Source organism: Brevundimonas sp. TWP3-1-2b1 (genome assembly GCF_049896165.1).
GTDB classification, from domain to species: Bacteria; Pseudomonadota; Alphaproteobacteria; order Caulobacterales; family Caulobacteraceae; genus Brevundimonas; species Brevundimonas subvibrioides_B.
The window spans coordinates 314,445-340,371 of the sequence record NZ_JAFCTT010000001.1 but is presented as its reverse complement, the minus strand read 5'-3'; the positions used below and the strand labels follow the sequence as shown (position 1 = coordinate 340,371).

The following is a 25,927-nucleotide window of genomic DNA, read 5'->3' as shown; positions in this document are numbered from 1 at the left end:
ATGGACATGGTGGAACGCTATCTGGAGGCTGTCGCGGCCCAGTTGTCGGTGGAGGAACGCGACGACATCGTCGCCGAGCTGCGCGATCTGATCCTGAGCCGCGTCGAGGCCAGGGAAGAGACGCTGGGCCGGTCGTTGGCCGACGACGAGCGCGAGGTGATCCTGAAGGAGATCGGCCATCCGCTGGTCGTGGCCGCGCGCTATCGCAAGGGGCCGGATTCGCTGATCGGACCGGAGCTGTTTCCCTACTGGCTGTACGGGGTGAAGGCGGGGCTTCTGATCCTGCTGGTCGTCTCGGGCATCGGCCTGTTCATCCGGCTGATCAGCGGCACGGCGGACGCGGGTCAGGACATCGCCCAGTCGTTCCACGGCTTCTTCGGTTCCGGTCTGACCCTGATCGGGGCCCTGACCCTGGCCGGGGCGATCATGGAGCACTACGCCATCCGGCCGAAATGGCTCACCGACTGGCGGGTCCAGGACCTGTCGGCCTTCGGCCTGTCCGACCCGTCCTGGTGGGGCGCGAGCGTGAAGAGCGCGAGTGACAGGATGGGCGCGGGATCCGGGTCGGGCCTGCGGCCGATGTGGCGCACCCGGGCGATGCGGGGCACTCGGGATTTCGGGGCCGAGGCGGCCTTCTCCTTCCTCGCGGTCGGGCTGTTCGTCCTGTGGTGGGTGGGGCTGGTTCACTTCCCCGGCCTGAGCGTCATGCGGATCGACGGCGACCTGGTCTCGGTCTCGCCGGCGCCGATCTGGGCCGTGCTGTTCGTCCCGGTGCTGCTCTACGCCCTGGGCCAGATGGGGATCGACCTGTTCACCCTGATCCGGCCGCAGGCGGCGCGGATGCGGGCGGTGCTGGCGATCCTGGTCGCCGCCGCCGGCCTGTGGCTGACCTGGAACATCTCCGAGGCGGGTCACTGGTTCACCCTCAGCGTCGGCGCGGAACAGGCGCGGATCGCGGGGGACGGGGTGCTGCTGGACTTCGACCGGCTGCGCGAGCTTCGCGAGAGCGAACGGGACCTGACCGGCGTGGCCTCGACCCTGTCGCTGATCCTGACCTGGGCCCTGGCGATCAGCGCGGTCAGCCTCGTCTATACGATCGTCGCCAACGCCTGGCGGGCCGTGCGGGCTTAATCCTCCCCCATCGGGGGAGGTGGCGCGGCGTATCTTCGCGACGTGACGGAGGGGGCCAGCTACGCACTCGGTGTCTGGGGTGAGCCCCCTCCACCACTTCGTGGTCCCCCTCCCCCGATGGGGGAGGAATGTACGGCAATGTCCGAAAACCGCGAGACTTCCCATCGGGGAAGGGCCATCTTCGCGGCATGGAAACGCGCGCCGAGACCCTGGATCAGGAGGCCTGCTACCGGGCCGTTCTGACGCGCGACGTCCGGTTCGACGGCCGGTTCTTCGGCTGCGTGAAGACGACGGGCATCTACTGCCGTCCGGTCTGTCCCGCCCGGACGCCGAAGCGCGAGAACATGGTCTTCGTGGTCACGGCGGCGGCGGCTGAGGAAGCCGGTTTCCGCGCCTGCCTGCGTTGCAGGCCAGAGACGGCGCCCGACATGGGGGCGTGGCGGGGCACGTCGAACACCGTCAGCCGGGCCCTGGCCCTGATCGAGGCGGGGGCGCTGGACGAGGCCGACGTCGACGCCCTGGCCGGACGGCTGGGGGTCGGCGAGCGCCAGCTGCGGCGGCTGTTCAAACAGCACCTCGGCGCGGCCCCGGTCAGCGTGGCCCAGACGCGGCGCGTGCTGCTGGCCAAGGCCCTGATCCACGAGACCGACCTGTCGATGGCGCAGGTGGCGCATGCGTCGGGCTTCGGTTCGGTGCGGCGGTTCAACGAGACCTTCCAGGCCCTGTATCGCCGCGCACCCTCGGAACTGCGTCGTCGGGCCGAGCGGCCGCCGGGCGAGGGGGTGAAGCTGGGTCTGTCCTGGCGCCCACCCTATGACCAGGACGCGATGTTCGCCGCCCTGAAGGCGCGGGGCGACAGGGGCGAGGGCCGGACCTGGTCGCGCGATCTGATCCGGGATGTCGACGGCGCCGACGGCTTCGTCTCGGCGACGCTGGGCAAGCCCGGTCGGCTGGAGGTCTGCGTCGAGGCCAGCGACCTGAAGGCCCTGCCGGGCATCCTAGCGCGGGTGCGCCGGGTGTTCGACCTGTCCGCCGACCCCGAAGCCATTGCGCGCGACCTGTCGGTCGATCCGATGCTGAAGCCTCTGGTCGAGGCGCGGCCGGGACTGCGGCTGCCGGGCGACTGGATTGACGCGGGCGAGGACGCCCCGAGTGATCGATTAAACGACGCGACGCTGGCGGACCGGGCGGAGCTGTGGCGGCCGTGGCGGGCCTATGGCGCGCTGCACCTCAAGTTGAACGGTCTCCTCCCTGTCCGCGAAGCGGATGCGGAGGTGGCGCGGTGCCGTCAGGCGGCGTGACGGAGGGGGCGACACGGCGGTCGAGGTGAGGGACGACAGCGTTCAATCGGCACGACGGAGTCGCCCCCTCCGTCTCATCGCTGATCGCGATGAGCCACCTCCCCATCGCCCTTCGGCGACGGGGAGGAGAGAAAAACCGATGGAGAACGACGATGACAACTCGCGACTCTGGCGCGCAGCCTGAGACCCTGACCCTGGACCGTATCGCGACGCCGGTCGGCGAGGTGCTGCTGGTCACAGATACGGACGGCGCTGTGCGGGCGCTGGACTTCGCCGACTACGAGCCGCGCATGATGCGGTTGCTGGGTCGCCATGCGCCGGACGCGGAGCTTGTCGCGGGTCGAGCGCCGGGGGCGGTGCGCGGCGCGGTCGAGGCCTATTTCGCCGGGGACGCGCGGGCGCTGGACGGGCTGAAGGTCCGGACGGGTGGCACGGTCTTCCAGCGCGCCGTATGGGCCGCGCTCAGGGCCATCCCGGCCGGCGAGACGCGCAGCTACGGTCAGCTGGCGGTGGCCATCGGATCGCCGAAAGCGGTCCGGGCGGCGGGGCTGGCGAACGGCCAGAACCCCATCGCGGTCATCGTGCCCTGCCACCGGGTGATCGGGGCGAACGGGACCCTGACGGGCTATGCTGGCGGGCTCGAGCGCAAACGCTGGCTGCTGGCCCACGAAGGCGCGACCCTCTGAGAGGTCAGGCCGCGCTGACCTCTTCCGCCATGTCCGGTTCCACGGCGTCGAGGGCGGCGGCGATGGCGGCGAACAGGGTCTGGGTGGTGACGGGTTTGGCGAGGTGGCCGTCGGCGCCGGCGAGACGACCGGCTTCGACATGCTCGGCCATGGCGTTGGCGGTCAGCATCAGGAGCGGGGTGCGGGCGAGGCCGCGCTCGCCCTCGAGGGCGCGGATGGCGGCGGTGGCGGTCAGGCCGTCCATGACGGGCATCTGCATGTCCATCAGGATCAGGTCGAAGCCGCCTCCGGCGAAGGCGTCGAGCGCCTCCTGACCATTCTCGACGGCGATCAGGGTCGCTCCGGTCGGGGCCAGCAGCACATCGATAACCTTGCGGTTGGCCGGATGATCGTCGGCCAGCAGGATGCGCAAGCCCTCCGGCGCGGCGTCGTCCATCGCGCCGGCGACCGCCTCCTCGACCACGGCGGCGGGCAGGGGCAGTTCGAACCAGAAACGCGAGCCCTCGCCTGGGGTCGACTCGCAGTCCAGTTCGCCACCCATCAGCACGGCGAGGTCACGGGAGATGGCGAGGCCCAGGCCGGTGCCGCCGAAGCGCCGGGTGATCGAGCCGTCGGCCTGCTGGAAGCGGGTGAAGATTCGCGCCCTCTGCTCCGCGTCGAAGCCGACGCCGGTGTCGGTGACGGAGAAGCGGACACGATCGTCGCCGACCGGCTCGACGCGCAGGGTCACGGCGCCGGCGCTGGTGAATTTCAGGGCGTTGGACACGAGGTTGGCGAGGATCTGGCGCACGCGGACGACGTCGCCGACGACCGTCCGCTCCAGCGTCGGGTCGAGCTCGACAACCAGGGCGACCGGGCTGCCCTCAACCTTGAAGCTCCACAGGGCGGCGATGTCTTTGACCGCTTGGCCGAGTGCGAAGGGCGCGGTCTCGATGGTCACCTGACCGGCCTCGATCTTGGCGCTGTCGAGGATGTCGGAGAGCAGCCGTTCCAGGGTCACGCCTGACGAGCGGATGATCTCGACCATCTCGTGCTCGGCGTCGTCGAGGGCGCGACGCGACAGGGCGTCGGCCATGGCCACGACCCCGTTCAGAGGCGTGCGGATCTCGTGGCTCATATTGGCCAGGAACTCGGACTTGGCCCGGTTGGCATCCTCGGCGCGGCGGCGGGCGAAGCGCAGATGGCCGGTCAGGCGCCACTGACGGAACAGCAGGGCGGCGGCGCTGAGGAGGAAGACCACGCCGATGCCGACGATCCAGCGCTGGCTATCAATGACGTCGGCCTGGAGCGCGGTGTTGGCGCGGGCGGTCTCCAGCTGATGGCGGCGCTCCCGCAACTGGTTCCGCATCTCCGAAGTGACCTGGCCGATGCCGTCGCTGAAGCGGCGCGTCTGCTGAAGGGATTCTTCTTCCGAATGGCGGCGAAGCAGGTCGAAGGCTTCGCGCGAGCGGCCCTGGGCCTGGAGGACTTCGGCCTCGGCATGCAGAACCTGTGACAGGCCTTCGTCGCGAAACTCGCCCGCGGCCTGGCGACGATGGATCTCGGCGACGTCGCGCCGCGCCCCGTTCACGTCGCCGGTGCGGGCGCGAGCCATGGCGCGGAGCGGCAGGATGTGGGGGGCCAGGAACTCGGCCGCGCCCAGGCTTTCGCCATAGGGCGCGAGGCAGCGCAGCAGTCGGGACGGATCGTCGGCGCCCTGCGCCACCATGGCGCACAGGTTGGCGTCATAGACGGTCAGACTCTCCACCCCTGCGCGCGTCGCCAAGCGGTGGTGGACCGCGAACAACCGCTCGGCCAGGGGCTGGTCGCCGACCTGAACCTCCATACTGACCAGGTTGTAGACGGCGTCGAAGTCGGGCCGGGGATAGGCGGGATTGCTGTAGTCCAGCTCGAACCGACCGAAGGCGTCGGTGGCGCCGCGGATGTCGTTCAGCTTCATCAGGCCGATCCCGGTCACCTCCCACAGACCCGCGCGCGCCGTGTCGGCGAAGGCCTCATTCTCGGGGATCAGGCTCATGGCCTCGTTGAGCAGGTTCAGCCCTTCGCCGAGGCGGTCCTGGTCCATCAGGGCGAGGGCATGGATTCGGGTGGCGTGGGCGCGGACGAACCAGTCGGATTCCGTCCTGGCGATCTTCTCCATCTCGACGGCGGCGGCGTCCTCGCCCGTGTCGTAGCGGATGGTCAGGGCGTTGAGATAGGCGATCTTCGTATAGCGCGCGTCGCCCTGCAGGCCTGCAGCGGCGGCGAGCTGCAGGTTCCACCGCGTCGCGCCCTCGAAATCACCCTGGTTCAGGTTGGTCCAGACGACGTGGTAGAGCCGGTTCAACCCCTCCCGACCGGGCGTGCGCAGGGCCGTCTGACCGAAGGCTTCGAGCTGGGCGAAGGTCGTGGCGCCGGCCCGGCGCTCGACAGCAGCGGCCAGGGCCAATGGATCGCGAGGGGCCGGGTTCTTGGCGAGGACCAGGGTCGGCGCGGCCACCAGCACGGCGAGACCGAGCAGCAGGGCTTTGAACAACAAGGGTACGCAACGGAGGAGCACGCCTCAACCTGGCCCAAAGGTGTTTCGCAAGCTTTAGCGCCGGGGATAGGGTCCTCACGTACCGTCGAGGAACAGCCGGCTGGCCGGATTGTCGGTCTCGTCGACGTAAGGATAGCCGAGCGTGGCGAGCGCAACGTTCAAGGCCGGCTGTTCGGCGGGCGGCACCGAGATGCCGGCCAGCACCCGGCCGACATCGTCGCCATGGTTGCGATAGTGGAACAGGGTCAGGGCCCAGGCCGGCTTCAGGCTGTTGAGGAAGCGCAGGAAGGCGCCGGGACGTTCGGGGAATTCGAACCTCAGGATACGCTCGTGCGGCAGGCCGGTGGCGCGGCCGCCGACCATGTGACGCACATGCAGCTTCGCCGTTTCGTTGTCGCTCATGTCCTCGACCGCATAGCCGTCGACGCGCAAGGCGGCGATCAGGTCGTCCTTCTCGTGCGGACCCTGTTTGATGGCGACGCCGACGAAGATGTGGGCGCGGCCCTCGCCAGACCAGCGATAGTTGAACTCGGTCACCGACCGGCCATCGAGCGCCGAGAGGAAGCGGCTGTAGACGGCGCGGTCGTCGTCCATGGCGACGGCCAGAAGCGCCTCCGTCCCCTCGCCGATCTCGGCCCGCTCTGCGATGTGGCGCAGGCGGTCGAAGTTGACGTTCGCGCCCGAGTTGATGGCGATCAGGGCGCCGTCTGCGGCCGTCTCCGGATGGACGGCGGCCCAGGCCTTGAGGCCCGCGAGGGCGAGCGCCCCGGAGGGTTCGGCGACGGCGCGGCTGTCGTCGAAGATGTCCTTGATGGCGGCGCAGATGGCGTCGTTGTCGACGGTGACGATCTCGTCCAGCAGGTCCCGGCACAGGCGGAAGGTCTCGGCTCCGGCGCGGCGCACGGCGACACCGTCGCAGAACAGGCCGACCTGATCCAGGGTCACGACCTCGCCCGCCTCAATGGCGGCCTTCATCGAGGCGGCGTCGACCGGCTCGACGCCGATGACCTTCGTCTCGGGTCGCAGGAACTTCACGATGGCCGCGACGCCGGCGGCCAGGCCTCCGCCGCCGATGGGGACGAAGATGGCGGCGATGGGCTCGGAGTGTTGTCGGGTGATCTCCAGCCCGACCGTGCCCTGGCCGGCGATGACGTCGGGGTCGTCGAAGGGGTGGATGAAGACCGCGCCGGTCTCGGCCGCGCGGCGGCTCGCCTCGGCAAAGGCCTCGTCGAAGGCGTCGCCGTGGAGGATGACATTGCCGCCCAGCGCGCGCACGGCGGCGACCTTGATGGGCGGGGTGGTGACCGGCATGACGATGGTCGAGACCGCGCCGCGCCGACGGGCCGCGAAGGCGACTCCCTGGGCATGGTTGCCGGCCGACGCGCAGATGACGCCGCGCGCCAGCTGGTCCGGGCTCAGGGTGGCGATCTTGTTGTAGGCGCCGCGGATCTTGAACGAGAAGATCGGCTGCAGGTCCTCGCGCTTCTGCAGCACTGGCCGGCCGAGCCGCGCGGCGAGGCGCGGCAGCGGGTCGAGCGGCGTCTCGATCGCCACGTCATAGACTCTGGCGGTGAGGATGCGGCGGAGAGTTTCTTGCATGATGGACGGGCTTGGAGGCGATTTCGCGGAGGATATTTCTCCGTCATAGCCGGATCGCGGCAGATGTCGCCCCAAAACCGTCGCAGCCCACTTCGCATCAGCGAACGATGGCGCGCGCGGCACAGACTGGAAGCCTGCGCGATTCCGTCACGCCGCACGGCTCGGTTCGCGATGACGGAGATCGTGTCAGCCTCTTGCATCCCGGGCCGACAGGCCTATCTTAACCGCACTTATGCTAATGTTGAGCATAAGTCATTCGGGCGGTGTCGCCCAGGGAGATGACGTCGATGGCGCACGCAGCCCAGACCTTGGGAATGTCGCCGGAACTGGCTGCCGAGACCGCCCCTGTCTGGGAGAAGGTCAAGGCGTTCGTCACCCCGATGGAATGGCCGGTCCAGGCCCAGCTGATCCACGAGATCAACCTGCTGAAGAAGCAGCGGGACGCCGTCATCCTGGCCCACAACTATATGACGCCCGACATCTTCCACGGCGTCGGCGACTATGTCGGCGACAGCCTGGGGCTGGCGAAGGAGGCCGCGCGGTCGAACGCGAAGGTGATCGTCCAGGCGGGCGTGCACTTCATGGCCGAGACCTCGAAAATCCTGAGCCCCGAGAAGACCGTCCTGATCCCGGATCTGAAGGCGGGCTGTTCGCTGGCCGAAGCGATCACCGGCGCCGACGTGCGCCTGATCAAGCAGAAATATCCGGGGCTGCCGGTCGTCACCTATGTGAACACCACGGCCGACGTGAAGGCCGAGACCGACATCTGCTGCACCTCGGCCAACGCCGTTCAGGTGGTGGAATGGGCGGCCAGGGAATGGGGCGTCGATCGCGTCATCCTGATCCCCGACGAGTTCCTGGCCCGCAACGTCGCGGCCCAGACCAACATCGGCATCATCGCCTGGAAAGGCCGCTGCATCGTGCATGAGCGGTTCACCGTCGCCGACATCGCCGAGATGCGCGAGGCCTATCCGGGCGCCCAGATTCTCGCCCACCCCGAATGTCCTGAGGACGTGCTGGCGGCCGCCGACTTCGCCGGATCAACGGCGGCGATGACCGACTATGTGATGTCCAGAAAGCCGAAGCAGGTGGTGCTGATCACCGAATGCTCGATGGCCGCCAACATCAAGGGCGACGTGCCGGAAGTGAACTTCATCGGCCCGTGCAACATGTGCCCCTACATGAAACGGATCACGCTGGAGAACATCCGCGACTGCCTGCGCGACATGAAGTTCGAGGTCACGGTGCCAGAAGAGATGATCGCGAAAGCCGCGCTCGCCGTGCAGCGAATGATCGACCTGCCGCCGCCCGCGATCCCGGCGCGCTACGACATGGTCAAGGCGAAGCACCATGTCGCGGTGGAGCTGATATGACGGATGGCCCCTGGGGATCGCGCGACGGTTCCACGCCGAAGCCGATCGCGCAACCAACGACCGCAGTTCCGTCGTCCAGCCCCGGCGCGCCGGTTATCGACAAGGGCCAGAGCCTGCCGTGGGCGATCGGTTCGACCCTGCTGCTCGGCGGGTTCATCTGGTTGATGAGCGGCAGCTGGGTCGTCGCGGTCGCGGCGATCTTCGGCCTGTTGGTGCACGAATACGGTCATGTTCTGGCGATGAACCGGCTCGGGATGGGGCCGGCAAAGATCTACATCATTCCCTTCCTCGGCGGGCTGGCGCGAGGTCAGCGCAATCCCGAGAGCGAATGGCACGGGGTGCTGGTGTCGCTGGCAGGACCGGCCTTCGGCCTGCTCGCCGTCCTGCCCGCCGTCGGCCTGTGGTTTGCGACCGGCGATCAGGAGTGGATGCTGGGCGCCTTCTTCATCGCCATGATCAATCTGGTGAACCTGGCGCCCGCGCCGCCGCTGGACGGCTCCAAGGCGCTCGGGCCTGTGCTGGCCCGCATCGATCCGATGGTCGAGAAGGCCGCCCTGATCGCCATCGGGGCGCTGGCGGTCTGGTGGGGCGTCTCGACAGGGCGCTACATCCTCGCAGTTTTTCTGGCCATCGCGATCCTGGGATCCCTGCGTCGCGGCGCATGGCGGCCGGGCGAGAAGAAGCTGACCTGGCCCGAGGCCGGCAAGTCTCTGGTCCTGTTCCTGCTGACGGGCGCCCTGTGCGGGGCCGCCGCGATCGGCGTCCTGTTGCCCTTGTCCGAGGGCTCGCCTCAGGGCGCATTCGAGATCGCCGCCCGCTTCATCGGCTTCGACCGGTGAGCCGCACCCATCACGACGGCCCGCTGATCATCGGCGGCGGCCTGGCCGGATTGTCGGCCGCGCTTTCGGCAGCCCCCGCGCCTGTCATCGTCGTCAGCCCCGCGCCCCTGCTTCAGGCCGCGTCCAGCGCCTGGGCCCAGGGCGGCGTGGCGGCGGCCCTGTCGAAGACCGACAACCCGGCCCTGCACCTGAAGGACACCGAGGCGGCGGGGGCTGGTCTGGTCGACCACCATGCGGCCGAGGTCCTGACCGACGAGGGCAAGGGCACGGTGGAATGGCTGGCGTCGCTGGGCGCGCCGTTCGACCGGGACGCCGCCGGCGAGTTCTCGGTCAGTCTCGAGGCGGCCCATTCGATGGCGCGGGTGGCGCGCGTCGGCGGCGACGGCGCGGGGCGGGCGATCCTGTCGGCGCTGGTGGCTTCGGTGCGGGCGGCACCGCACATCACGGTGTGGGAGGACGCGCGGCTGCGTGCCCTGATCCAGGACGGGACCGGTCGCGTGCGCGGCGCAGTGATCGAACATCCGAGCGGCCGTATCGTCGAAGTCCTGGCGCCCGCCGTGGTGCTGGCAACCGGCGGGGCGGGCGGCCTGTTCGGCGCGACGACCACGCCGGTGGCGCTGAAGGGCGAGGGCATGGCCCTGGCCTGGGCGGCGGGGGCGGAAATCCTCGACCCGGAGTTCGTGCAGTTCCACCCTACGGCCATCGACGTCGGCCTCGACCCCATGCCGCTGGCGACCGAGGCCCTGCGGGGCGAGGGCGCCCGGCTGATCGACCGGGACGGGCGGTTCCTTCTGGGCGACGCCGACGGTGCGGACCTCAAGGCGAGGGACGTGGTGGCGCGGGCGGTGCACGCCGCGCGGGCGGCCGGGCGCGGAGCCTTCCTCGATGCGCGCACGGCGATCGGCGAGCATTTCCCCACTGAGTTTCCGGCCGTGTTTGCGGCCTGCATGCGGGCCGGTCTGGACCCGCGCGTGACCCCGATCCCGGTGGCGGCAGCGGCCCACTATCACATGGGCGGGATCGCGGCCGATCCGGACGGCAGGACCTCGCTCGAAGGCCTCTATGCCGTCGGCGAATGCGCGGCGACCGGGGTTCACGGCGCCAACCGGCTGGCGTCCAACTCCTTACTGGAGGCTGCAGCCTTCGGTCGGCGGACGGGGCGCGAGGCGGCCAGACAGGCTGCAGTCAAGGGACCGGTCGTCGTCGGCACTGTGGTCAGTGACCTGCCCGAAGCGGCCCATGCCGAACTGCGCGCGGCGATGAGCGCGGACGCGGGCGTGGTGCGGGATGCGATCGGCCTGACGCGGCTGATCGCCCTGATCGACCGGCTGGAGGCGGCCCACGGCGCACCGCCGGCCCTGGTCGCGGCGCGGCTGATCGCCGAGGCGGCCCTGGCCCGGCGTGAGAGCCGGGGCGGCCACTATCGTTCGGACTATCCCGAGACGGCGCCGACACCGGTGCATACCCGCCTTCGGCGCGACATCCTGCAGACGGTGGCGGCATGAGCGGGCTTCCGGACACATTGATCCTGCCCGTCATCCGCATGGCTCTGGCAGAGGACCTCGGCCGCGCTGGCGACGTGACGGCGGCCGCCTGCATCCCCGAGGGCGCGCGAATGCGGGCACGGTTCGCGGCGCGAAAGCCGGGCGTGCTGGCGGGCATCGACTGCGTGCGGCTGGCGGTTCTGGAGATGGATCCAAAGGCCTCCATCGACCTCCGCCTGAAAGACGGCGACGCCTTCGAGGCGGGCGCGATCCTGGCTGAGGTCGAGGCCGACGCCCGCGCCTTCCTGTCGGCGGAACGGACGGCGCTGAACCTGCTGGGCCGGATGTGCGGCATCGCCACCCTGACCCGGACCTATGTCGAGGCGGTCGCCGGAACCAGCGCGCGGATCGCGGATACGCGCAAGACCACGCCGGGTCTGCGCGCCCTGGAGAAGCAAGCGGTTCGTTGCGGCGGCGGGGTCAACCATCGCTTCGGACTGGATGACGCCATCCTGATCAAGGACAATCACGTCGTCGTCTGCGGCGGGGTGGTCGAGGCGGTGAAGGCCGCCCGCGCGCAGGCCGGTCATCTGATGAAGATCGAGCTGGAGGTCGACGGCCTGGCCCAGTTCGATCAGGCCCTGGCGCTGGTGGCGCAGGGGCAGGGACCGGACGTGATCATGCTCGACAACTTCGACAACGCCGAACTGACGGAGGCAGTGAAGCGTCGCCGCGAGGGCGGACATCAGGTAGTTCTGGAGGCCTCGGGCGGGGTCAATCTGACCACCGTGCGCGGCATCGCCGAGACCGGCGTCGACGTGATTTCCGTGGGCGCCCTGACCCATTCGGCGCCCGTTCTCGACATCGGCTTGGACGCTTTCTGAGGAACAGGCCGGTCGCGGAAGGGTTTTCTGCTTCAGATCAGAAGGAGAGTCCCATCGCCCCGGCCCCGAAGAGTCCCAAGGAACAACGCAACTTCGCCGACCACGGCGCGGCCTCCCTCGAGGACGCCGGAATTTCGGATCGTCGCGAGCGCGAGACCGGCGTGCCGTCGGCCGACCCGGGCGACGCTGACATCGATCCGCGCCGGCAGGGTCGCTACGGAAATCTGAAGCAGAACCTGACCATTCACTGGCAGGTTCAGGAACGCCAGGCGGTCGATCAGACCTGAGGTGCGCTGCTGACGGCGGAGTCCACGGCGGTCGGCTGGGCCGAACCGGAGACGGGCGTCGCCAGAGGCGCGGGCGTGAGGGCCGGGGCGGGCGTCTCGGTCGCAGCCGCCGTCGTCTCGTTGCCGGACGTCATGTTTTCCTGGGCCAGCAAGGCGGTGTAGGCGATCGCCTGGCCCGCCTGACGGACCGTCTCGCCCGGATCGATGCCGGCATAGACGGCGCGCTGGACGTCCGCGCCGGTCGAGCCGCGAGCGGCGTAGCTGAAGGCGTTGGACGAGCCGGCGCGGCCGCCGAAACGATAGAAGATATGGCTGCCGACCTGGCCGACGCGCAGGAAGCTGTTGCGCCAGGACGGCGAGACGCCCGTGGTATGGAAGAAGGTGGCGTTGCCGACGCCGGCATAGACGGCGCCCGACAGGGCGGCGGAGGCGACGGTGCGGGCCCGGTTCCAGGCGGCGCGGTTGACCGGCGCGCGCATCGACCCGTCGCAGGTGAAGCTGAACTGGCAACCGACGCGACGGCCGGAACCCTGGAACACCACGCCGCAGACGCTGCGCGGGAAGGCGGGGTGGCGGGCGCGGTTCAGGACGACCTGGACCACGGCGCGCATGCCGTCGGAGCCCTCGCCGCGCGCCTCGTAGTAGGCGGCCTGGGTCAGGCATTCGAGATCGCGCGAGGCGTCCAGCGCATTGTCGATGCGGAACGGACGAGCGGCGGCGGAAATGTCGGTCAGGCTGGCGCGGCGCAGGTCGCTGCGGGTGCTGTCGGGACGAAGCTGTTCCAGACGCGCGGTCAGCAGTTCGGCCTGGCGGTCGCGCTGCGCGCCGCCGGCGACGGTATAGGGATCGTGGCGGCGGGCGATGGTCAGGGCGCTGGCGTCCAGGCCCCCGGCGGCGGCGGCGAGCGCTTCCTCGGTGAAGCCGGCGGCGGTGGCGCCTTCCAGACGTTCAGCCTGGGCGCGGACGGTCGTCGCACGCGCGACGGTCCCTCCCAGATAGGCGCAGCCGATTCCAAGACCCACGAGGGCGCCGAACACCGCTGCCGCCTGTACGGGCCGAATCCTGGCCGCACGGTCGGCGCGCGAAGTCGCACGCTGCTGCGAGGGATGGAACAAAGGCGTCGTCCTATTCAACAGGGCGGAAAAGTCGCCCCCGGGTCGTCTGCAGAGCCGGGCGATATGGTGAATCGCGTTCCGGTTTGCGAATCGACGGTCGATGAACAGGTGACCGCCGAAGGATGGGCCTTAAGCCACCCGTTTATGGCCTCAATGTGTTTGATTCGCAAGTTGTCGCTGCAGCGCAGCAATTGTGACGGCTCTGCAGGTTTCCTCAAGACTGGTGTAATCCTTGACCGGCACAGCGAAGCGGGTTTCGTCATGAATACCGTATCGGTTTGCATAGTTCAGACTTGCTGGCGGGGTTAATGTGGCCGAGCGTGCTTTCGCGCCCCATTTCTATTGTATTCGCGTTCTCGGGAAATGGGCGCTCACCTGTCGCCATGGTTGTTCAGGGAACGGCGTCGGCGGGGGGGCGTTCAAGCGTGATCTTCACCAGGATGCAGGACCCGTCCCATGCGATCTTCCCTTGTTAGCGCCGCGACCCTGGCCGTCCTCGCCCTCGGCGCGACCGCCCTTTCGGCCTGTGGCCACACCACTGAACAGCGCGCCGCCACCGGAGCCATTGCGGGGGCCGTCGTGGCCGGTCCGGTCGGCGCGGCTGTCGGCGGCGCGGCCGGCGCCGCTCGCCCGGATTGAGCGACTGGACTTGGCGTCGGGGCCCCCGACGCCTATCTGGGGGATCGCCCCGCGGGTGCGTCCCGGCGATGACGGTCGGCCGAAGAACGGCTCCGTTCGTCGATTAAGAGACGTGCGCGCTTGATTTACGGCTCCATTTCGGCTTTGCCGACGCCCGGACGCCGTGGCGATCCCCGCCCGCGCCCCTCCGGCGACGGGCCCACCCCTCGAAGGACGACCGACCGACCGCATGAGAGATCTGAAACAGACCGGCTTCAACGACCGTATCAGCACCCAGCAGGAGGCCAAGAAGGCTCTGCTGGCCAAGTTCAAGCCCAAGGCCGCCGCGCCCGATCCCGAGTTCGACAAGCTGGCTGAGAAGCGCGCGGCCGAGAAGGAGGCCCTGCGTCTCCAGCACGAGGCTGCAAAAGCCGAAGAGCGTCGCCTCAAGGCCGACCGTGACGCCGAGCGTCTGGCCGCCGAACGTGAATCCGAGGAAGCCGTCGAGGCCGAGAAGCGCGCAAATCGCAAGGAGCGCAAGCAACTCTCCAAGGAAGAGCAGAAGGCCGCCCGCGACGCCAAATACGCCGCCCGCAAGGCGCGCAAGTAGCCGCCAGGCGCTCGCGCTTTCTGTGAGACTGTTCGGCCCGTCGCGATCCCGCGGCGGGCCGAAGTCGTTGTGGAGCCTCAGGTTTGGCGGGGCGCCTCGTTGGTGATCAGCAGGTCGCCCAGCGCCTCGCGCAGCTGTTCGCCGGAGTAGGGCTTCCTCAGGAACGGCCAGGGCGCGTCGGTCAGGGCCAGGTCGACGTCGTCGCCTGCATAGCCCGAGGTCAGCATGATCGACATGGCCGGCCAGCGTTCTGCGCAGGTCCGGGCCAGCTCCACGCCGGTCATGCCGCCCGGCATGACGATGTCGGTCAGCATGACGTCGAAGCGGCGTTGCTCCAGCACGGCAATGGCCTCGGCCCCCGCTTCCGCCGTCTCAACCTCCAGCCCCATGCCGCGCAGCAGGTCTATGGCGATCGCGGCGACGCCCAGGTCATCCTCGACCAGCAGAAGGGTCTGGCCCGGCTTCACCGCGCCCAGCACGCGCCGGGGAGCGTCTGGCGTCGCCTCCTCGGCCGGCGCTGGCGGCAGGTAGACGCGGATTTCCGTCCCTTCGCCGACCGTGGAGGTGATCTTCACCCCGCCCCCGCTCTGGCGCGCAAAGCCATACACCTGGCTGAGGCCGAGGCCCGTGCCCTTGCCGACCGCCTTGGTGGTGAAGAAGGGCTCAAACACCCGAAGCATGGTCTCCGCGCTCATGCCCGCGCCTGTGTCGGAGACGGTGACGCAGACGTAGTCGCCGGGGGCGAGCTCGATGACCTCGCCCGCGTCGATCCGGCAAGCCTGGGTCTGGACGGTGACCGTCGCACCGTCCGGCTGGCCCCGCTCGGCCACGGCGTCGCGGGCGTTGACGATGAGGTTCAGCAGGGCAGCCTCGAACTGGGCCGGATCGACGATGACGCGGGCGCCGCCGCGACGGAGCTTCAGCTTGTAGCCGACCGCCTCCCCGACCGCGCGGCGCAGCAGGGGGTCGCTCTCGCGGATCAGGGCGTTGATGTCGATCGCCTCGGGCCGCAGGGCCTGGCGACGCGAGAAGGCCAGCAGTTGATGCGTCAGCCGCTCCCCGCGGCGTGCGGCCGACAGGGCGGCCTCGCCCAGCTTCTGGCGGCGCGCGGAGTCGTCGGGGGACTTCAGGATCAGGTCCAGTGCGCCGATGACGACGGTCAGCAGGTTGTTGAAGTCGTGCGCCACGCCGCCCGTCAGGCGGCCGACCGCCTCCATGCGCTGGGCGTGCATCAGATCCGCCTCGGCCTTCGCTTTCTCGGCCAGGGCGTGGCCGACGCGCTCTTCAAGCAGTTCGTTGATCCGCTTGAGGTCGTGCTCGACCCGGCGCGCGTCGGTCACGTCGAAAGCCACGCCGACGAAGCCGATGACCTCGCCGCCCGGACCGAAGCGCGGACGCGAGAAGGACTTCAGCCAGCGGTACTCCCCCGAGCTGTGGCGGTAGCGCGCTTCAAGCGCGAAGGGCAGTTCCGTGGCCTCTCCGGCAAGCGACTCGCGGACCAGCATGTCCTGGTCGTCGGGGTGGATGTAGGTGCGCCAGTCGGCGTTGCGGACGCTCTCGTAGTCGCCCCCCATGTATTCGACATAGGCCTGGTTGACGAAGGCGCGGCTCCGATCCTGGTTCGTCACCCAGATCAGGACCGGGGCGGTGTCGGCGATGTCGCGGAAACGGGCCTCGCTTTCCAGAACCTCGGCCTGGGCGCGGGTGCGTTCGACCTCGGACCAGGCCCGGTCGGCGACGTCCTCGATCAGACTGATCTCTGCCGCCGTCCAGAGGCGAGGGCCGGTCGTGTTCACATGCAGGAAGGCACAAAGCAGGCCGGATCGGACGACGGGGGCCGTGATGAAGGCGGCGACCTGGCGGGTCGCGAAGGCCTCGACGGCACGGGCGGTGCGCGTGTCTTCAGCGACATCGTGGACGACGATCGTCAACCCTTCGGCCAACTGGCGGTTCACCTCGCCGCCGAACTGGGCGATATCGTGCCAGCCGGCCAGGCTGGGTAGGCCCTCGGTCCAGTCCCGGTTCATCTCGAACTGCCCGGGCGAGGTTCGGAGCTCGCCGTAGCCCACGCGCGAGACGGACAGCATCCTCCCCAGGACGCTATGCACGTGATCCATGATGGCCTCGGGATCGTTCAGGTCGCGCACGCCGTCGGACAACTCCAGCAGGAAGCGTTGGCGGCGTTCCTGCTGGGCAAGGGCGTCCAGGGCCTCCCGCGTCGTCGTGACGTCGAATGACAGGCCGACATAACCCTGGAACACCTCCTCGCCGTCGAAACGCGGGTTCACCGACACCCGCATCCACCGCCATGCGCCGTCGTGACGCAGGAAGCGGCACTCGAAAGCGTAGGGCAGGAAGCGGGCGCGGGCTTCGGCCTGGGTGGCGTTGACCTCGGCCACGTCGTCGGGGTGGATCGAGGCCTTCCAGGCGTGGCCCATGAAGGTCTCGCCGGGTTTGCCGTAGAACTCGACCAGGGCCGCGTTGACGAACTCCACCTCGCCCGCGGCATTGGTCAGCCAGACTGGGGAGGGCGCGGTGTCGGCCATCAGGCGGAACCGAGTCTCGCTCTCGCGCAACGCGGCCTCCGCCGCCTTGGCGTCGGAAATGTCGACCGTAACGGCGATATAGCCTGACTGGGCGCCATCCTCGTCGCACAGGGCCCGCAGGCTGGTCAGGGCCCAGACAACCGTGCCGTCGGGCCGGATGTATCGCTTCTCCAGCTGACCGCCCTCTCCCCCTGCGAGGATGCTGGTCAGCAGATCGAGCGTCGGCTGCACGTCGTCGGGGTGGCTGGCCTGAGCCGTCGTCAGGCCGATGATCGACTCCTGGGTATGGCCCAGAAGCGCGGCGAACCGGGCGTTCGCGCTGACCACGCGACCATCCATGCCGACGCTGGCGATACCGGCTGCCGCCTGATCGACCATGGCGGTCAGTTCCGCCTCGTTGCGCCTCAGCGCGTCCCGGGATTTCTCGAGCGCCGAGACCGTCTCGCCGAGGCGGGCCAGGCTCTTGCGCAGGGAGGCGGCCACAAGGGTGGAGAAGAGGCCGACGATGATGAAATTGGTGGCGGCGCCCCGCCCTGCGGGGGTCGCGATGCCGAACCCCACCGCTCCAGAACCGGCGATCGCCGAGCCGCCGAGAAGGCACGCCGCCGTCGCGACAAGGCCGGCGACCCGTCCGCCGGTAAGGGCCGCCAGGGTCACAGCCGGCAACAGGATGATGAACCCGGAAACCTCGCCGAAAAAGGCCTGACCCGCCCAGCGTACGAGCAGCCCGACCGCGGCGAACGCCAGACCGGTCAGGACGTTTCGCCACCACGCTCGCCTGGGCTCGCGCGCCAGCAGGGCCAGGACGATGTCCGGCTCCAGCATCCGACCGAACAAAGCGCTGAAACCCAATCCGACCCCCGGTTCGCGCTCGCGCGAAAAACGGCAACGCTTTCCGGTTCTTCGCGTTCCGCTCCGCGAAGAAGCCTCATCCGCACGGGGCTTCAGATCTTGGTGCAGGACGCCGGAACGCTTACCTGCCCCACGATTAGCGACTGTCGCCAAAGGAGCAAGCATGACCGCAACGATCGACACGGGCCTGACGAAGGCCGAGCGCACCGATGTGGCGCAGGAGCTGAGCAAGGTGCTGGCCGACAGCTTCGCCGTCTATCTGAAGACCCACGGCTACCACTGGAACGTGCGGGGTCCCGAGTTCTTCACCCTGCATACCCTGCTGGAGCAGCAGTACCGCGAGATCTGGGCGGCGCTGGACGAGATCGCTGAGCGGATCCGGGCGTTGGGCGAGTTCGCGCCCCAGGCACAGTCGACCTTCGCCAACCTGACCTCCATCAAGGACGGCGACCCCGACAAGGACGCTCCGGCCATGCTGAAGGAGCTGATGAAGGACCATGAGACCCTGATCGCCACCTGCCGCGCAGCCCTGACGGTCGCCGACGACGACAGCGACGATGTCTCGGTGGACCTGCTGACCCAGCGGCTGGCCGCGCACGAGAAGTTCGCCTGGATGCTGCGTTCGACCTTGGGAGGGCGCTAGGCCGGCTCACAGAACCGCAATCCGTGGCCTGAAAAGCGCCGTGTTGGGGGACCATAGAACCCGCTTAACGGCGTCCAGGCGCCGCAGCTTCAGAAACCTATGTCGCTTTCGGCCATCAAGTCCCTCGACTGGCACAGGGTGAAGACCCTGGGACGTCGCTACGCCGCCGCGGCCCCCGCAGCGCTGGCGGCGCTCGGCGTGGCGATGGCGGCGAGCTCGACGGCGCGTCCCATCGGCGATCGCACGGCCGAGGCCGTGGCGCGGGTCACCGAAGGCGATCTGTCGGCGCGCGGCCTTGCGGCCCTCAGCGCGCGGATGGATCCGGCCCAGCTGGCCCTGGCGATCCGCTTCGATCCCAATGAACAGCGCCCGGCCTTGCTGGGGCTGACGCAGGGCTGGGAAAGTCTGACGCTCGCCGGGCGGCCGACGCTGGAGCTGGGCGTCAACGGTCTGGACGCCCAGAAGCGCAACGCCGCCATGCCCGCCGCGATCGACGCCCTGCGTTCGGCGCGTCCTTTCGTGCTGCAGACGGCCACCTCCGCCGACCGGTCGCGCGCCCTGCGCTGCCTGACCCAGGGCGTCTACTACGAGGCGGCGCTGGAAAGCACCGAGGGCCAGGAGGCCGTGGCCCAGGTCATCCTGAACCGGGTGCGCGATCCCAACTATCCGAACACCGTCTGCGGCGTCGTCTTCGAGGGCGCCGAGCGGACTACGGGCTGCCAGTTCAGCTTCACCTGCGACGGCGCCCTGTCGCAGGCGCCGGTCGGCTGGGCCTGGAACCGCGCGCGGACCGTGGCCGAGCGCGCCCTGTCCGGCTATGTGGCGATCAAGGTCGGCACTGCGACCCATTACCACGCCGACTACGTCCACCCCTGGTGGTCGCCGACGCTGGCCAAGATCACCCAGATCGGCGCGCACATCTTCTATCGCTGGAAGGGACTGGCCGGTGAGACCGTCTCGTTCAAACAGACCTATGCCGGGCATGAGCCCATTATCGACGAGGCGCGCTTCTCGCGGCCCCGTCTGATCACCGCCTCCGCAGCCACGGGCGCGGCCGGTTCCGACGATGCGACGGTCCTGGCTCAAGGCGGGATGAACCTTCGGACCGTCGAGATCGACGGCCAGACGCGCGTCGTGGGCTTGGCCAGCCTGGGCGGACGTCGCCAGGCGACCGCGGCCGACATCGCGGCCATCAACGCCCGCCTTCAGGCCTTCGAGGCTCCCCCGATCGCGGCGCCGGCCGCCGCGCCCCCTCCGCCCGGGGTGGTCACCATGGACGTCGAAGAGGTCGGTCGACCCGCCAACTGACGTGGCGGCCCACCGGGCGTGCAACGTTGCGGCTCATCAGGCATTCAGACTTCCCACAGGATTATACAGCCGAGCCTGGAGACGCCTTGACCGCCGCAGCCCTGCCCTGGAACGAAGCCGAAAGGCTCATCGCGCTGCAGGCTTATGGGATTCTCGACACGGAGCCCGAGCAGGCGTTCGATGACATCGTCAGGCTGGCGGCACGGATCTGCGACGCGCCCATCGCGGTGGTCAATCTGATCGACCAGGGCCGTCAATGGTTCAAGGCCGAGACGGGCCTCGGCGTCCGCGAAACGCCGCTCGACACCTCCTTCTGCGCCCATGCGCTGCTGCAGGAGGACGGGATGGTCATTCCCGACGCGACCCGGGATGCCCGGTTCGAAGGCAATCCACTGGTGACGGGGGAGGCTGGCTTACGCTTCTACGCCGGGCGACTCCTGAAGAGCGCCGACGGCCACGCACTCGGCACCCTCTGCGTCCTGGACACCCAGGCCCGTTCCGAGGGCCTGACGCCGCTGCAGGCCGAGACGCTGGACGTTCTGGCCCGTCAGGTCATGGCCCAGCTGGAATTACGTCGCGCAATCAGCGAGCGGCAGGAGGGCGTCATCGCCCTGGCAGAGAGCGAGGCCAAATTCCGGGCCATCGCCGAGTCCATGCCCCAGATGGTCTGGTCGGCCCAACCCGACGGCTTCCACGACTACTACAACGCCCGCTGGTACGAGTTCACCGGCGTGCCGGCCGGCTCGACCGACGGCGAGGCCTGGAACGGCATGTTCCATCCGGACGACCGGGCGCGCGCCTGGGAGGCCTGGGGCCACTCGCTCGAGACGGGCGACCTTTACGAGATCGAATACCGGCTGCGGCGCGCCGACGGCGTCTATCGCTGGACGCTTGGACGAGCGACGCCGATCCGCAATGAGGCGGGCGAGATCACCCGCTGGTTCGGTACCTGCACCGACATCGAGGATCTCAAGCGATCGGAAGCGGGCAAGGACCTGCTCAGCCAGGAACTGAGCCACCGGATCAAGAACATCTTCGCCGTGGTCTCGTCCCTGATCGCCCTGTCGGCGCGGGAGCATCCGGAGGCCAGGGCCTTCGCCGGCTCGGTGCGCGACCGGGTCAACGCCCTGGCCCGCGCCCATGAGTTCGTCCGGCCGCACTCCGAGGTGTCCCAGCCGCTGATCGGCGACACGACACTCCACACCTTCCTGGGCGCCCTGTTCAAGCCCTACGTCGATGCCAGCGGGCGGTGCAGCGTGGCGATCGAGGGCGAGGACGCGACCTTCGACGATCAGGCCGCGACCTCGGTCGCCCTGCTGTTCCACGAGCTGGCGACCAACGCCGCGAAATACGGCGCCCTGTCCGCGGCGGGAGGAACTGTCCTGTTGCGTACGCGCAACGACGGAGATCGATTCATCCTGACCTGGACGGAGCGTGGCGGCCCTCCCATCCTCGAAAAGCCGGTCCGGCAGGGGTTTGGCTCGGCCCTGGCGTCGCTTTTGGTCACAGGGCAGCTGGGCGGAACGTTGGAACGAAGGTGGGAGCCAGGGGGTTTGATCCTCGAGGCGGACATCCCCGCAACGGCGCTATCCCGGCGCCGCGCCGCATTAGGAAAGAAGTGAACCGGACGGGCATCTCAGCGTTTCGAGAGCCTGACAACCGACACAACAAGGCCATGACCGCGCGTATCCTGATCATCGAAGACGAAGCCCTGGTGGCGATGGAACTCCGCTTCGTGCTGGACGACCTGGGTCACGAGGTCGTCGCCACCGTCGCCGATGCGAAGAGCGCACGTTCGATCGCGGCCGAGAACGACATCGATCTGGCCCTGGTCGATATCCACCTGTCCGACGGTCCGACCGGCATCGACCTTGGCCGCGAGCTCGGTCAGGAGCGGGGGGTGACCGTGCTCTTCATGACCGCCAATCCCGGAATGGTTCGCGAGGGCGTGGCCGGGACCATCGGCGTCCTGTCCAAGCCGACCGACGAGCGCGCGGTCCAGACGGCGGTCGACTATGCGCTGGGTCGTCGCACCGGTCGGCCGGTCGAATATGCACCGCCGGAATTGCAGTTGTTCGGCTGACGACGGTTGCGGGTCGCGGCTCGGCGGACCACCTGAAGGGCTCCCCCGAAACGGAGCCCTTTTGCATGTCCGATCCGAAGAAACGCGCCCTCGGCAAGAGCGGTCTGGAGACCGCCCCCCTCGTGTTCGGAGGCAATGTCTTCGGCTGGACCATCGACAAGGCGAAGTCGTTCGAGATTCTCGACGCATTCGTCGGCGCCGGCTTCAACGCCATCGACACCGCCGATGTCTATTCGCGCTGGGTTCCCGGCAACTCCGGCGGCGAGAGTGAAACCATCATCGGCGAATGGCTGAAGGCGCGCAGGCGTCGCGACGATGTCCTGATCCTGACCAAGGTCGGATCGACCATGGGTCAGAACGGCGATGACACCCGCAACGACCTGTCGCCCGGCTGGATCGAGCGCGCGGTCGAGGACAGTTTGCGTCGGCTCCAGACGGATGTGATCGACCTCTACCAGTCCCACTGGATGGACAGGACAACCCCGACCGAAGAAACCTTGCGCGCCTATGAGCGGCTGATCCAGACCGGCAAGGTGAGGGCTATCGGCGCCTCCAACCACGACGCTGTCAGGATGCGCGAGGCGCTGGATGTGGCCGCCGACAAAGGCCTGCCGCGCTACGAGACGGTGCAGCCCCACTACAACCTCTACAACCGCTCGACCTTCGAGGGTGAACAACAGGACCTGGCCGTCGCCGAGGGTCTTGGCGTCATCACCTATTTCAGCCTCGAGAGCGGCTTCCTCAGCGGGAAATACAAGACGGTCGCCGACGCCGACGCCTCGAAGCGAGGCGGCGGCATGTTGAAGGATCACTTCAACGAACGCGGCGTCCGCATCCTGGCGGTGCTCGACGCCGTCGCCCAGCGCAACGAGGCGACGCCCGCCCAGGTCGCATTGGCCTGGCTGCTGAGCCGCCCGGGCGTCACCGCTCCCATCGTCAGCGCGACATCGCTGGATCAGCTGAACGACACGCTGAAGGCCGCCACGCTGACGCTGTCGGACACGGACCTGGCGGATCTGACCACAGCGAGCGACGCCTGACCCATTGGATCGGGGTCACCAGACCCCGATCTTCTCCGCCTCGTGGTGGCTGATCGGGTGGTTCGCTTTCGCGTGGTCTTCCTCGGCGAGGAAGCGCACCGCCTCCAGGGCCGCCATGCACCCCATGCCGGCGGCGGTCACGGCCTGGCGATAGACGTCGTCGGTGACGTCGCCAGCGGCGTAGCAGCCCTCGACATTGGTCGCCGTCGTGCCGGGCGTCACCACCAGATAGCCGCCCTGTTTGGTCTCCAGCTGGCCCTGGAACAGCTCCGACGACGGCGAGTGGCCGATGGCGATGAAGACGCCGTCGGCCTGGACCTCCTGCGTCGCGCCAGTCAGGGCGTGCTTCAGTCGCACCCCCGTGACGTTCGAGGCGATTCCGTCCGACTGTCCCAGGATTTCGTCGACCGCATGGTTCCAGATCACCTCGACCTTGGGATTGGCGAACAGCCGGTCCTGCAGAATCTTCTCGGCCCGGAACTCGTCCTTGCGGTGCACGACGGTCACCTTGGCGGCGAAGTTGGTCAGGAACAGCGCCTCCTCGACGGCCGTATTGCCGCCGCCGACCACGATGACGTTCTTGCCGCGATAGAAGAAGCCGTCGCAGGTCGCGCAGGCCGAGACGCCGAAGCCCTGGTATTTCTGCTCGCTCTCCAGCCCCAGCCATTTCGCCTGGGCGCCGGTGGAGATGATGACCGTCTCGGCCAGCAGCTCGGTCCCTGAGTCCAGCTTCAGCCGGAACGGCCGCTGCGACAGGTCGCAGGAGACGACGATGTCCTCGATGACCTCCGTGCCGACGTGCAGGGCCTGGGCCTTCATCTGCTCCATCAGCCAGGGACCTTGGATGGCCTCGGCGAAACCGGGATAGTTTTCGACGTCGGTGGTGATGGTCAGCTGGCCGCCCGGCTGGATGCCGGCGATGACGGCCGGGTTCAGGTTGGCGCGGGCCGCATAGATGGCGGCTGTCCAGCCGGCGGGGCCGGAGCCGATGACGGCGACGCGGATCGTTCTCGGAGTGCTCATGAGTGCTATCTAGTCTCTGATTCCGCCCCATGCGATGTCCCGGGCGACGGAAAACCGTGGAGAGACGACAGATGGACGTTCAGCCGCAACGAAGCTTCATCGGGGTCGGGCTCGCCATCGGCGTCGGCGTCGGCGCCGCCATCGGGGTCGCGATGGGCAATCTGGTGATCGGCATCGCGGTCGGCGTGGCCCTGGGCGTCGCCATCGGCGGGCTTCTGGACGCTCGGGACAAGAAGAGGCGCGGCGGCGAATGACCGTCTCCTCCCTGTTCGCCGCTTGGCGAATGGGGAGGTGGCGGCGAGCCCTTCGCGAGCCGACGGAGGGGGTCTTCGTGTACGCAGCAAGAACCCCTCCGTCTCTCCGCTTCGCTCCGAGCCTCCTCCCCATCCTACGGACGGGGAGGGGACGTCTAGCGCCCCATCGCCTTCAGTAATTCCCGCGCGGCCCGATCGGTCTCGTCCAGCGGCGCATAGGACCATGTCTCCAGCGATCCGTCGAACGGCCGTGCCGCCCCCCTGTCTTCCAGGTCGGCATGCAGGCGCGCGAACTTGCCCGGGGCCTTGAGCGCCACCATAGCCAGGACGTGAACCGGCTTGCCCGTCGAGGCGGCCTCGGCGGCCATGTTGGCGCTGTCCTCGGTAACGAGGATGTGGTCGGCGGCGTGCAGGAAGGCGAACAGCGGGTTCGCGCCCTCACCATCCCAGATCCAGCCCGGCAGGTCGCTCAGCCGCCCGGTCATGACCGCCTTCGCCGCCTCGGGCGTTCTGCGGGAGAAGGTCAGCATCAGCGATCCGCCCGAGGCTCTCACGGCCGCCGCGATCCGGTCCGCCAGCGTCGCGGCATGGTCCGGCGTCAGGTCGAAGGCCCTGGACCTGCCCCCGATCAGGATGGCGACCCGCGGGCGGGGCAGGATGTCCAGCCACCCGGCGAAGGCCGGGGCGGCCTCGGCCAGGGTCTCGGGCGTGATGCGGTGGGGCGAGCCGGTGATCGATATGACCCTGGCCCCGGTCAGGCTGTCGTGCGCCGGCGCCACGACCAGATCGAACAGCGCCGGGTCGAGGCGCGGATCCTGGGTCTGGACGACGAAGGTCTTGCCGCCGCTCAAGCGCCGCACGGCCAGCGACAGGGGCAGGGTCGCCCGGCCCGTCGCGATCCACAGGTCCGGCCAGGCCTCGCCTTCGGCCGGGAAGGGCGCGGCGGACGCCAGCATCCACGGCGCCTTCAGCGCGACCGGCAGCCAGTCGAAGGCGGATCGCCAGCGCACCTGTTTCACGTCGATGTGTGCCGGAGTCAGACGCGCGACCGCCTCGGCGAGGCCGAGCGCCTGATTTTCCATGCCGGCGCGGCCGTCCGAGACGACCGCGATACGAAGGGGCTTTGGCCCTACTTCCACTCGACCTTGAGGATTTCGTAGGCCTTCACGCCGCCGGGGGTGTTCACCTCGACGGTGTCGCCGACGGCCTTGGAGATCATGGCGCGGGCGATGGGCGAGGAGATGGAGATCTTGCCCGCCTTCACATCGGCCTCGTGCTCGCCGACGATCTGGTAGCGGCCTTCTTCCTCGGTGTCCTCGTCGACCACGGTGACCGTGGCGCCGAACTTGACCTGGTCGCCCGACAGCTTGGTCACGTCGATGACCTGGGCCCGGCTGATCTTGTCCTCGATGTCCGCGATCGAGCCTTCGATCCAGCCCTGGCGTTCCTTGGCCGCGTGATACTCGGCGTTTTCCGAGAGATCGCCGTGTTCGCGGGCCTCCGAAATCGCCGCGATAACGCTGGGACGTTCCACCGACTTCAATTGCTTAAGCTGATCGTCGAGGGAGCGGTAACCCTCGGCCGTCATCGGCACTTTTTCCATGTGGTCGTGATTTTCTGACTTGTCGCCCGGTAAACCGGAGAGGGGACTTAAGAGAAACTCTGGCGAATACGCTGGTCGCTGGGCGCGCGCGACCGGCCGAAGAAGCTAGGGCGCCTAGGGCGGAAACTCA

The 25,927-nt window shown here is 68.7% G+C and carries 23 protein-coding genes; 16 read left to right on the top strand and 7 right to left on the bottom strand.

What is annotated here, in order from left to right:
- The 3 genes from ACP7AB_RS01625 (at position 1) to ACP7AB_RS01615 (ending at position 3,118) form a co-directional block, all read left to right on the top strand.
- The gene (locus ACP7AB_RS01625) at positions 1 to 1,131 is read left to right on the top strand and encodes a hypothetical protein (protein WP_425988233.1); all 1,131 of its coding nucleotides are present in this window, start codon (positions 1 to 3) and stop codon (positions 1,129 to 1,131) included.
- A 188-nt stretch (positions 1,132 to 1,319) separates the two neighbouring features.
- Positions 1,320 to 2,432: a bifunctional transcriptional activator/DNA repair enzyme AdaA gene (locus ACP7AB_RS01620; RefSeq protein WP_425988231.1), complete on the top strand. Its 1,113-nt coding sequence runs from the start codon at positions 1,320 to 1,322 to the stop codon at positions 2,430 to 2,432.
- Positions 2,433 to 2,584: 152 nt separating this feature from the next.
- The gene (locus ACP7AB_RS01615; protein WP_425988228.1) at positions 2,585 to 3,118 is read left to right on the top strand and encodes a methylated-DNA--[protein]-cysteine S-methyltransferase; all 534 of its coding nucleotides are present in this window, start codon (positions 2,585 to 2,587) and stop codon (positions 3,116 to 3,118) included.
- Between the two features lie 4 nt (positions 3,119 to 3,122).
- Here ACP7AB_RS01615 and ACP7AB_RS01610 read toward each other — a convergent pair whose 3' ends face one another.
- Positions 3,123 to 5,636 (bottom strand): ATP-binding protein, encoded by a 2,514-nt coding sequence (locus ACP7AB_RS01610; RefSeq protein WP_425988226.1) that lies wholly within the window; start codon positions 5,634 to 5,636, stop codon positions 3,123 to 3,125.
- Positions 5,637 to 5,711: 75 nt separating this feature from the next.
- The gene (gene ilvA, locus ACP7AB_RS01605; RefSeq protein WP_425988223.1) at positions 5,712 to 7,235 is read right to left on the bottom strand and encodes a threonine ammonia-lyase, biosynthetic; all 1,524 of its coding nucleotides are present in this window, start codon (positions 7,233 to 7,235) and stop codon (positions 5,712 to 5,714) included.
- 278 nt (positions 7,236 to 7,513) lie between these two features.
- Between ilvA and nadA the strand changes: the two genes are divergently transcribed.
- The 5 genes from nadA to ACP7AB_RS01580 all read left to right on the top strand — a co-directional run bounded on the left by nadA (position 7,514) and on the right by ACP7AB_RS01580 (position 12,102).
- Entirely contained in the window at positions 7,514 to 8,608 is a 1,095-nt protein-coding gene (nadA, locus tag ACP7AB_RS01600) for a quinolinate synthase NadA (protein ID WP_425988221.1), read from the top strand.
- Entirely contained in the window at positions 8,605 to 9,447 is an 843-nt protein-coding gene (locus ACP7AB_RS01595) for a metalloprotease (protein WP_425988218.1), read from the top strand. The genes nadA and ACP7AB_RS01595 overlap by 4 nt, the downstream gene beginning before the upstream one ends.
- Positions 9,444 to 10,952 (top strand): L-aspartate oxidase, encoded by a 1,509-nt coding sequence (locus ACP7AB_RS01590; RefSeq protein WP_425988216.1) that lies wholly within the window; start codon positions 9,444 to 9,446, stop codon positions 10,950 to 10,952. Before ACP7AB_RS01595 ends, ACP7AB_RS01590 begins: the two co-directional genes overlap by 4 nt.
- The gene (nadC, locus tag ACP7AB_RS01585; RefSeq protein ID WP_425988213.1) at positions 10,949 to 11,815 is read left to right on the top strand and encodes a carboxylating nicotinate-nucleotide diphosphorylase; all 867 of its coding nucleotides are present in this window, start codon (positions 10,949 to 10,951) and stop codon (positions 11,813 to 11,815) included. Before ACP7AB_RS01590 ends, nadC begins: the two co-directional genes overlap by 4 nt.
- A 161-nt stretch (positions 11,816 to 11,976) precedes the next feature.
- Positions 11,977 to 12,102 (top strand): hypothetical protein, encoded by a 126-nt coding sequence (locus tag ACP7AB_RS01580; protein WP_425988211.1) that lies wholly within the window; start codon positions 11,977 to 11,979, stop codon positions 12,100 to 12,102.
- Here the strand turns inward: ACP7AB_RS01580 and ACP7AB_RS01575 are convergent.
- Positions 12,093 to 13,217, bottom strand: coding sequence for a cell wall hydrolase (locus ACP7AB_RS01575; RefSeq protein WP_425988209.1), 1,125 nt, complete (start codon positions 13,215 to 13,217; stop codon positions 12,093 to 12,095). The two genes, ACP7AB_RS01580 and ACP7AB_RS01575, sit on opposite strands and share 10 nt — an antisense overlap.
- Positions 13,218 to 13,673: 456 nt before the next feature.
- Between ACP7AB_RS01575 and ACP7AB_RS01570 the strand changes: the two genes are divergently transcribed.
- Together ACP7AB_RS01570 and ACP7AB_RS01565 are read left to right on the top strand one after the other, a co-directional pair.
- On the top strand, positions 13,674 to 13,856 hold the full coding sequence (locus ACP7AB_RS01570) for a hypothetical protein (protein ID WP_425988207.1): 183 nt from the start codon (positions 13,674 to 13,676) through the stop codon (positions 13,854 to 13,856).
- Positions 13,857 to 14,085: 229 nt separating this feature from the next.
- The gene (locus ACP7AB_RS01565; RefSeq protein ID WP_425988205.1) at positions 14,086 to 14,445 is read left to right on the top strand and encodes a DUF6481 family protein; all 360 of its coding nucleotides are present in this window, start codon (positions 14,086 to 14,088) and stop codon (positions 14,443 to 14,445) included.
- 77 nt (positions 14,446 to 14,522) lie between these two features.
- Here the strand turns inward: ACP7AB_RS01565 and ACP7AB_RS01560 are convergent, their stop codons facing one another.
- Positions 14,523 to 17,843, bottom strand: a complete 3,321-nt coding sequence (locus tag ACP7AB_RS01560) for a PAS domain S-box protein (RefSeq protein WP_425988202.1) — start codon at positions 17,841 to 17,843, stop codon at positions 14,523 to 14,525.
- Between the two features lie 163 nt (positions 17,844 to 18,006).
- Between ACP7AB_RS01560 and ACP7AB_RS01555 the strand changes: the two genes are divergently transcribed.
- The 5 genes from ACP7AB_RS01555 (at position 18,007) to ACP7AB_RS01535 (ending at position 22,917) form a co-directional block, all read left to right on the top strand.
- On the top strand, positions 18,007 to 18,486 hold the full coding sequence (locus ACP7AB_RS01555; protein ID WP_425988199.1) for a Dps family protein: 480 nt from the start codon (positions 18,007 to 18,009) through the stop codon (positions 18,484 to 18,486).
- Between the two features lie 99 nt (positions 18,487 to 18,585).
- The gene (locus tag ACP7AB_RS01550) at positions 18,586 to 19,794 is read left to right on the top strand and encodes a cell wall hydrolase (RefSeq protein WP_425988197.1); all 1,209 of its coding nucleotides are present in this window, start codon (positions 18,586 to 18,588) and stop codon (positions 19,792 to 19,794) included.
- Between the two features lie 86 nt (positions 19,795 to 19,880).
- Entirely contained in the window at positions 19,881 to 21,416 is a 1,536-nt protein-coding gene (locus ACP7AB_RS01545) for a sensor histidine kinase (RefSeq protein WP_425988195.1), read from the top strand.
- Between the two features lie 53 nt (positions 21,417 to 21,469).
- Positions 21,470 to 21,877 carry a response regulator gene (locus ACP7AB_RS01540; RefSeq protein ID WP_425988193.1) on the top strand — a complete coding sequence of 136 codons (408 nt, stop codon included), beginning with the start codon at positions 21,470 to 21,472 and terminating at the stop codon, positions 21,875 to 21,877.
- Positions 21,878 to 21,942: 65 nt separating this feature from the next.
- Positions 21,943 to 22,917: an aldo/keto reductase gene (locus ACP7AB_RS01535; protein ID WP_425988191.1), complete on the top strand. Its 975-nt coding sequence runs from the start codon at positions 21,943 to 21,945 to the stop codon at positions 22,915 to 22,917.
- Between the two features lie 15 nt (positions 22,918 to 22,932).
- Here ACP7AB_RS01535 and trxB read toward each other — a convergent pair whose 3' ends face one another.
- Entirely contained in the window at positions 22,933 to 23,940 is a 1,008-nt protein-coding gene (gene trxB, locus ACP7AB_RS01530; protein ID WP_425988189.1) for a thioredoxin-disulfide reductase, read from the bottom strand.
- Between the two features lie 71 nt (positions 23,941 to 24,011).
- Here trxB and ACP7AB_RS01525 point away from each other — a divergent pair, with 71 nt between their 5' ends.
- Entirely contained in the window at positions 24,012 to 24,194 is a 183-nt protein-coding gene (locus ACP7AB_RS01525; protein ID WP_425988187.1) for a hypothetical protein, read from the top strand.
- Positions 24,195 to 24,349: 155 nt separating this feature from the next.
- Here the strand turns inward: ACP7AB_RS01525 and ACP7AB_RS01520 are convergent, their stop codons facing one another.
- Positions 24,350 to 25,333: a mitochondrial fission ELM1 family protein gene (locus ACP7AB_RS01520; protein ID WP_425988184.1), complete on the bottom strand. Its 984-nt coding sequence runs from the start codon at positions 25,331 to 25,333 to the stop codon at positions 24,350 to 24,352.
- Positions 25,324 to 25,797: a transcription elongation factor GreA gene (gene greA, locus ACP7AB_RS01515; protein ID WP_303696479.1), complete on the bottom strand. Its 474-nt coding sequence runs from the start codon at positions 25,795 to 25,797 to the stop codon at positions 25,324 to 25,326. Before greA ends, ACP7AB_RS01520 begins: the two co-directional genes overlap by 10 nt.
- Positions 25,798 to 25,927: the final 130 nt, after the last annotated feature.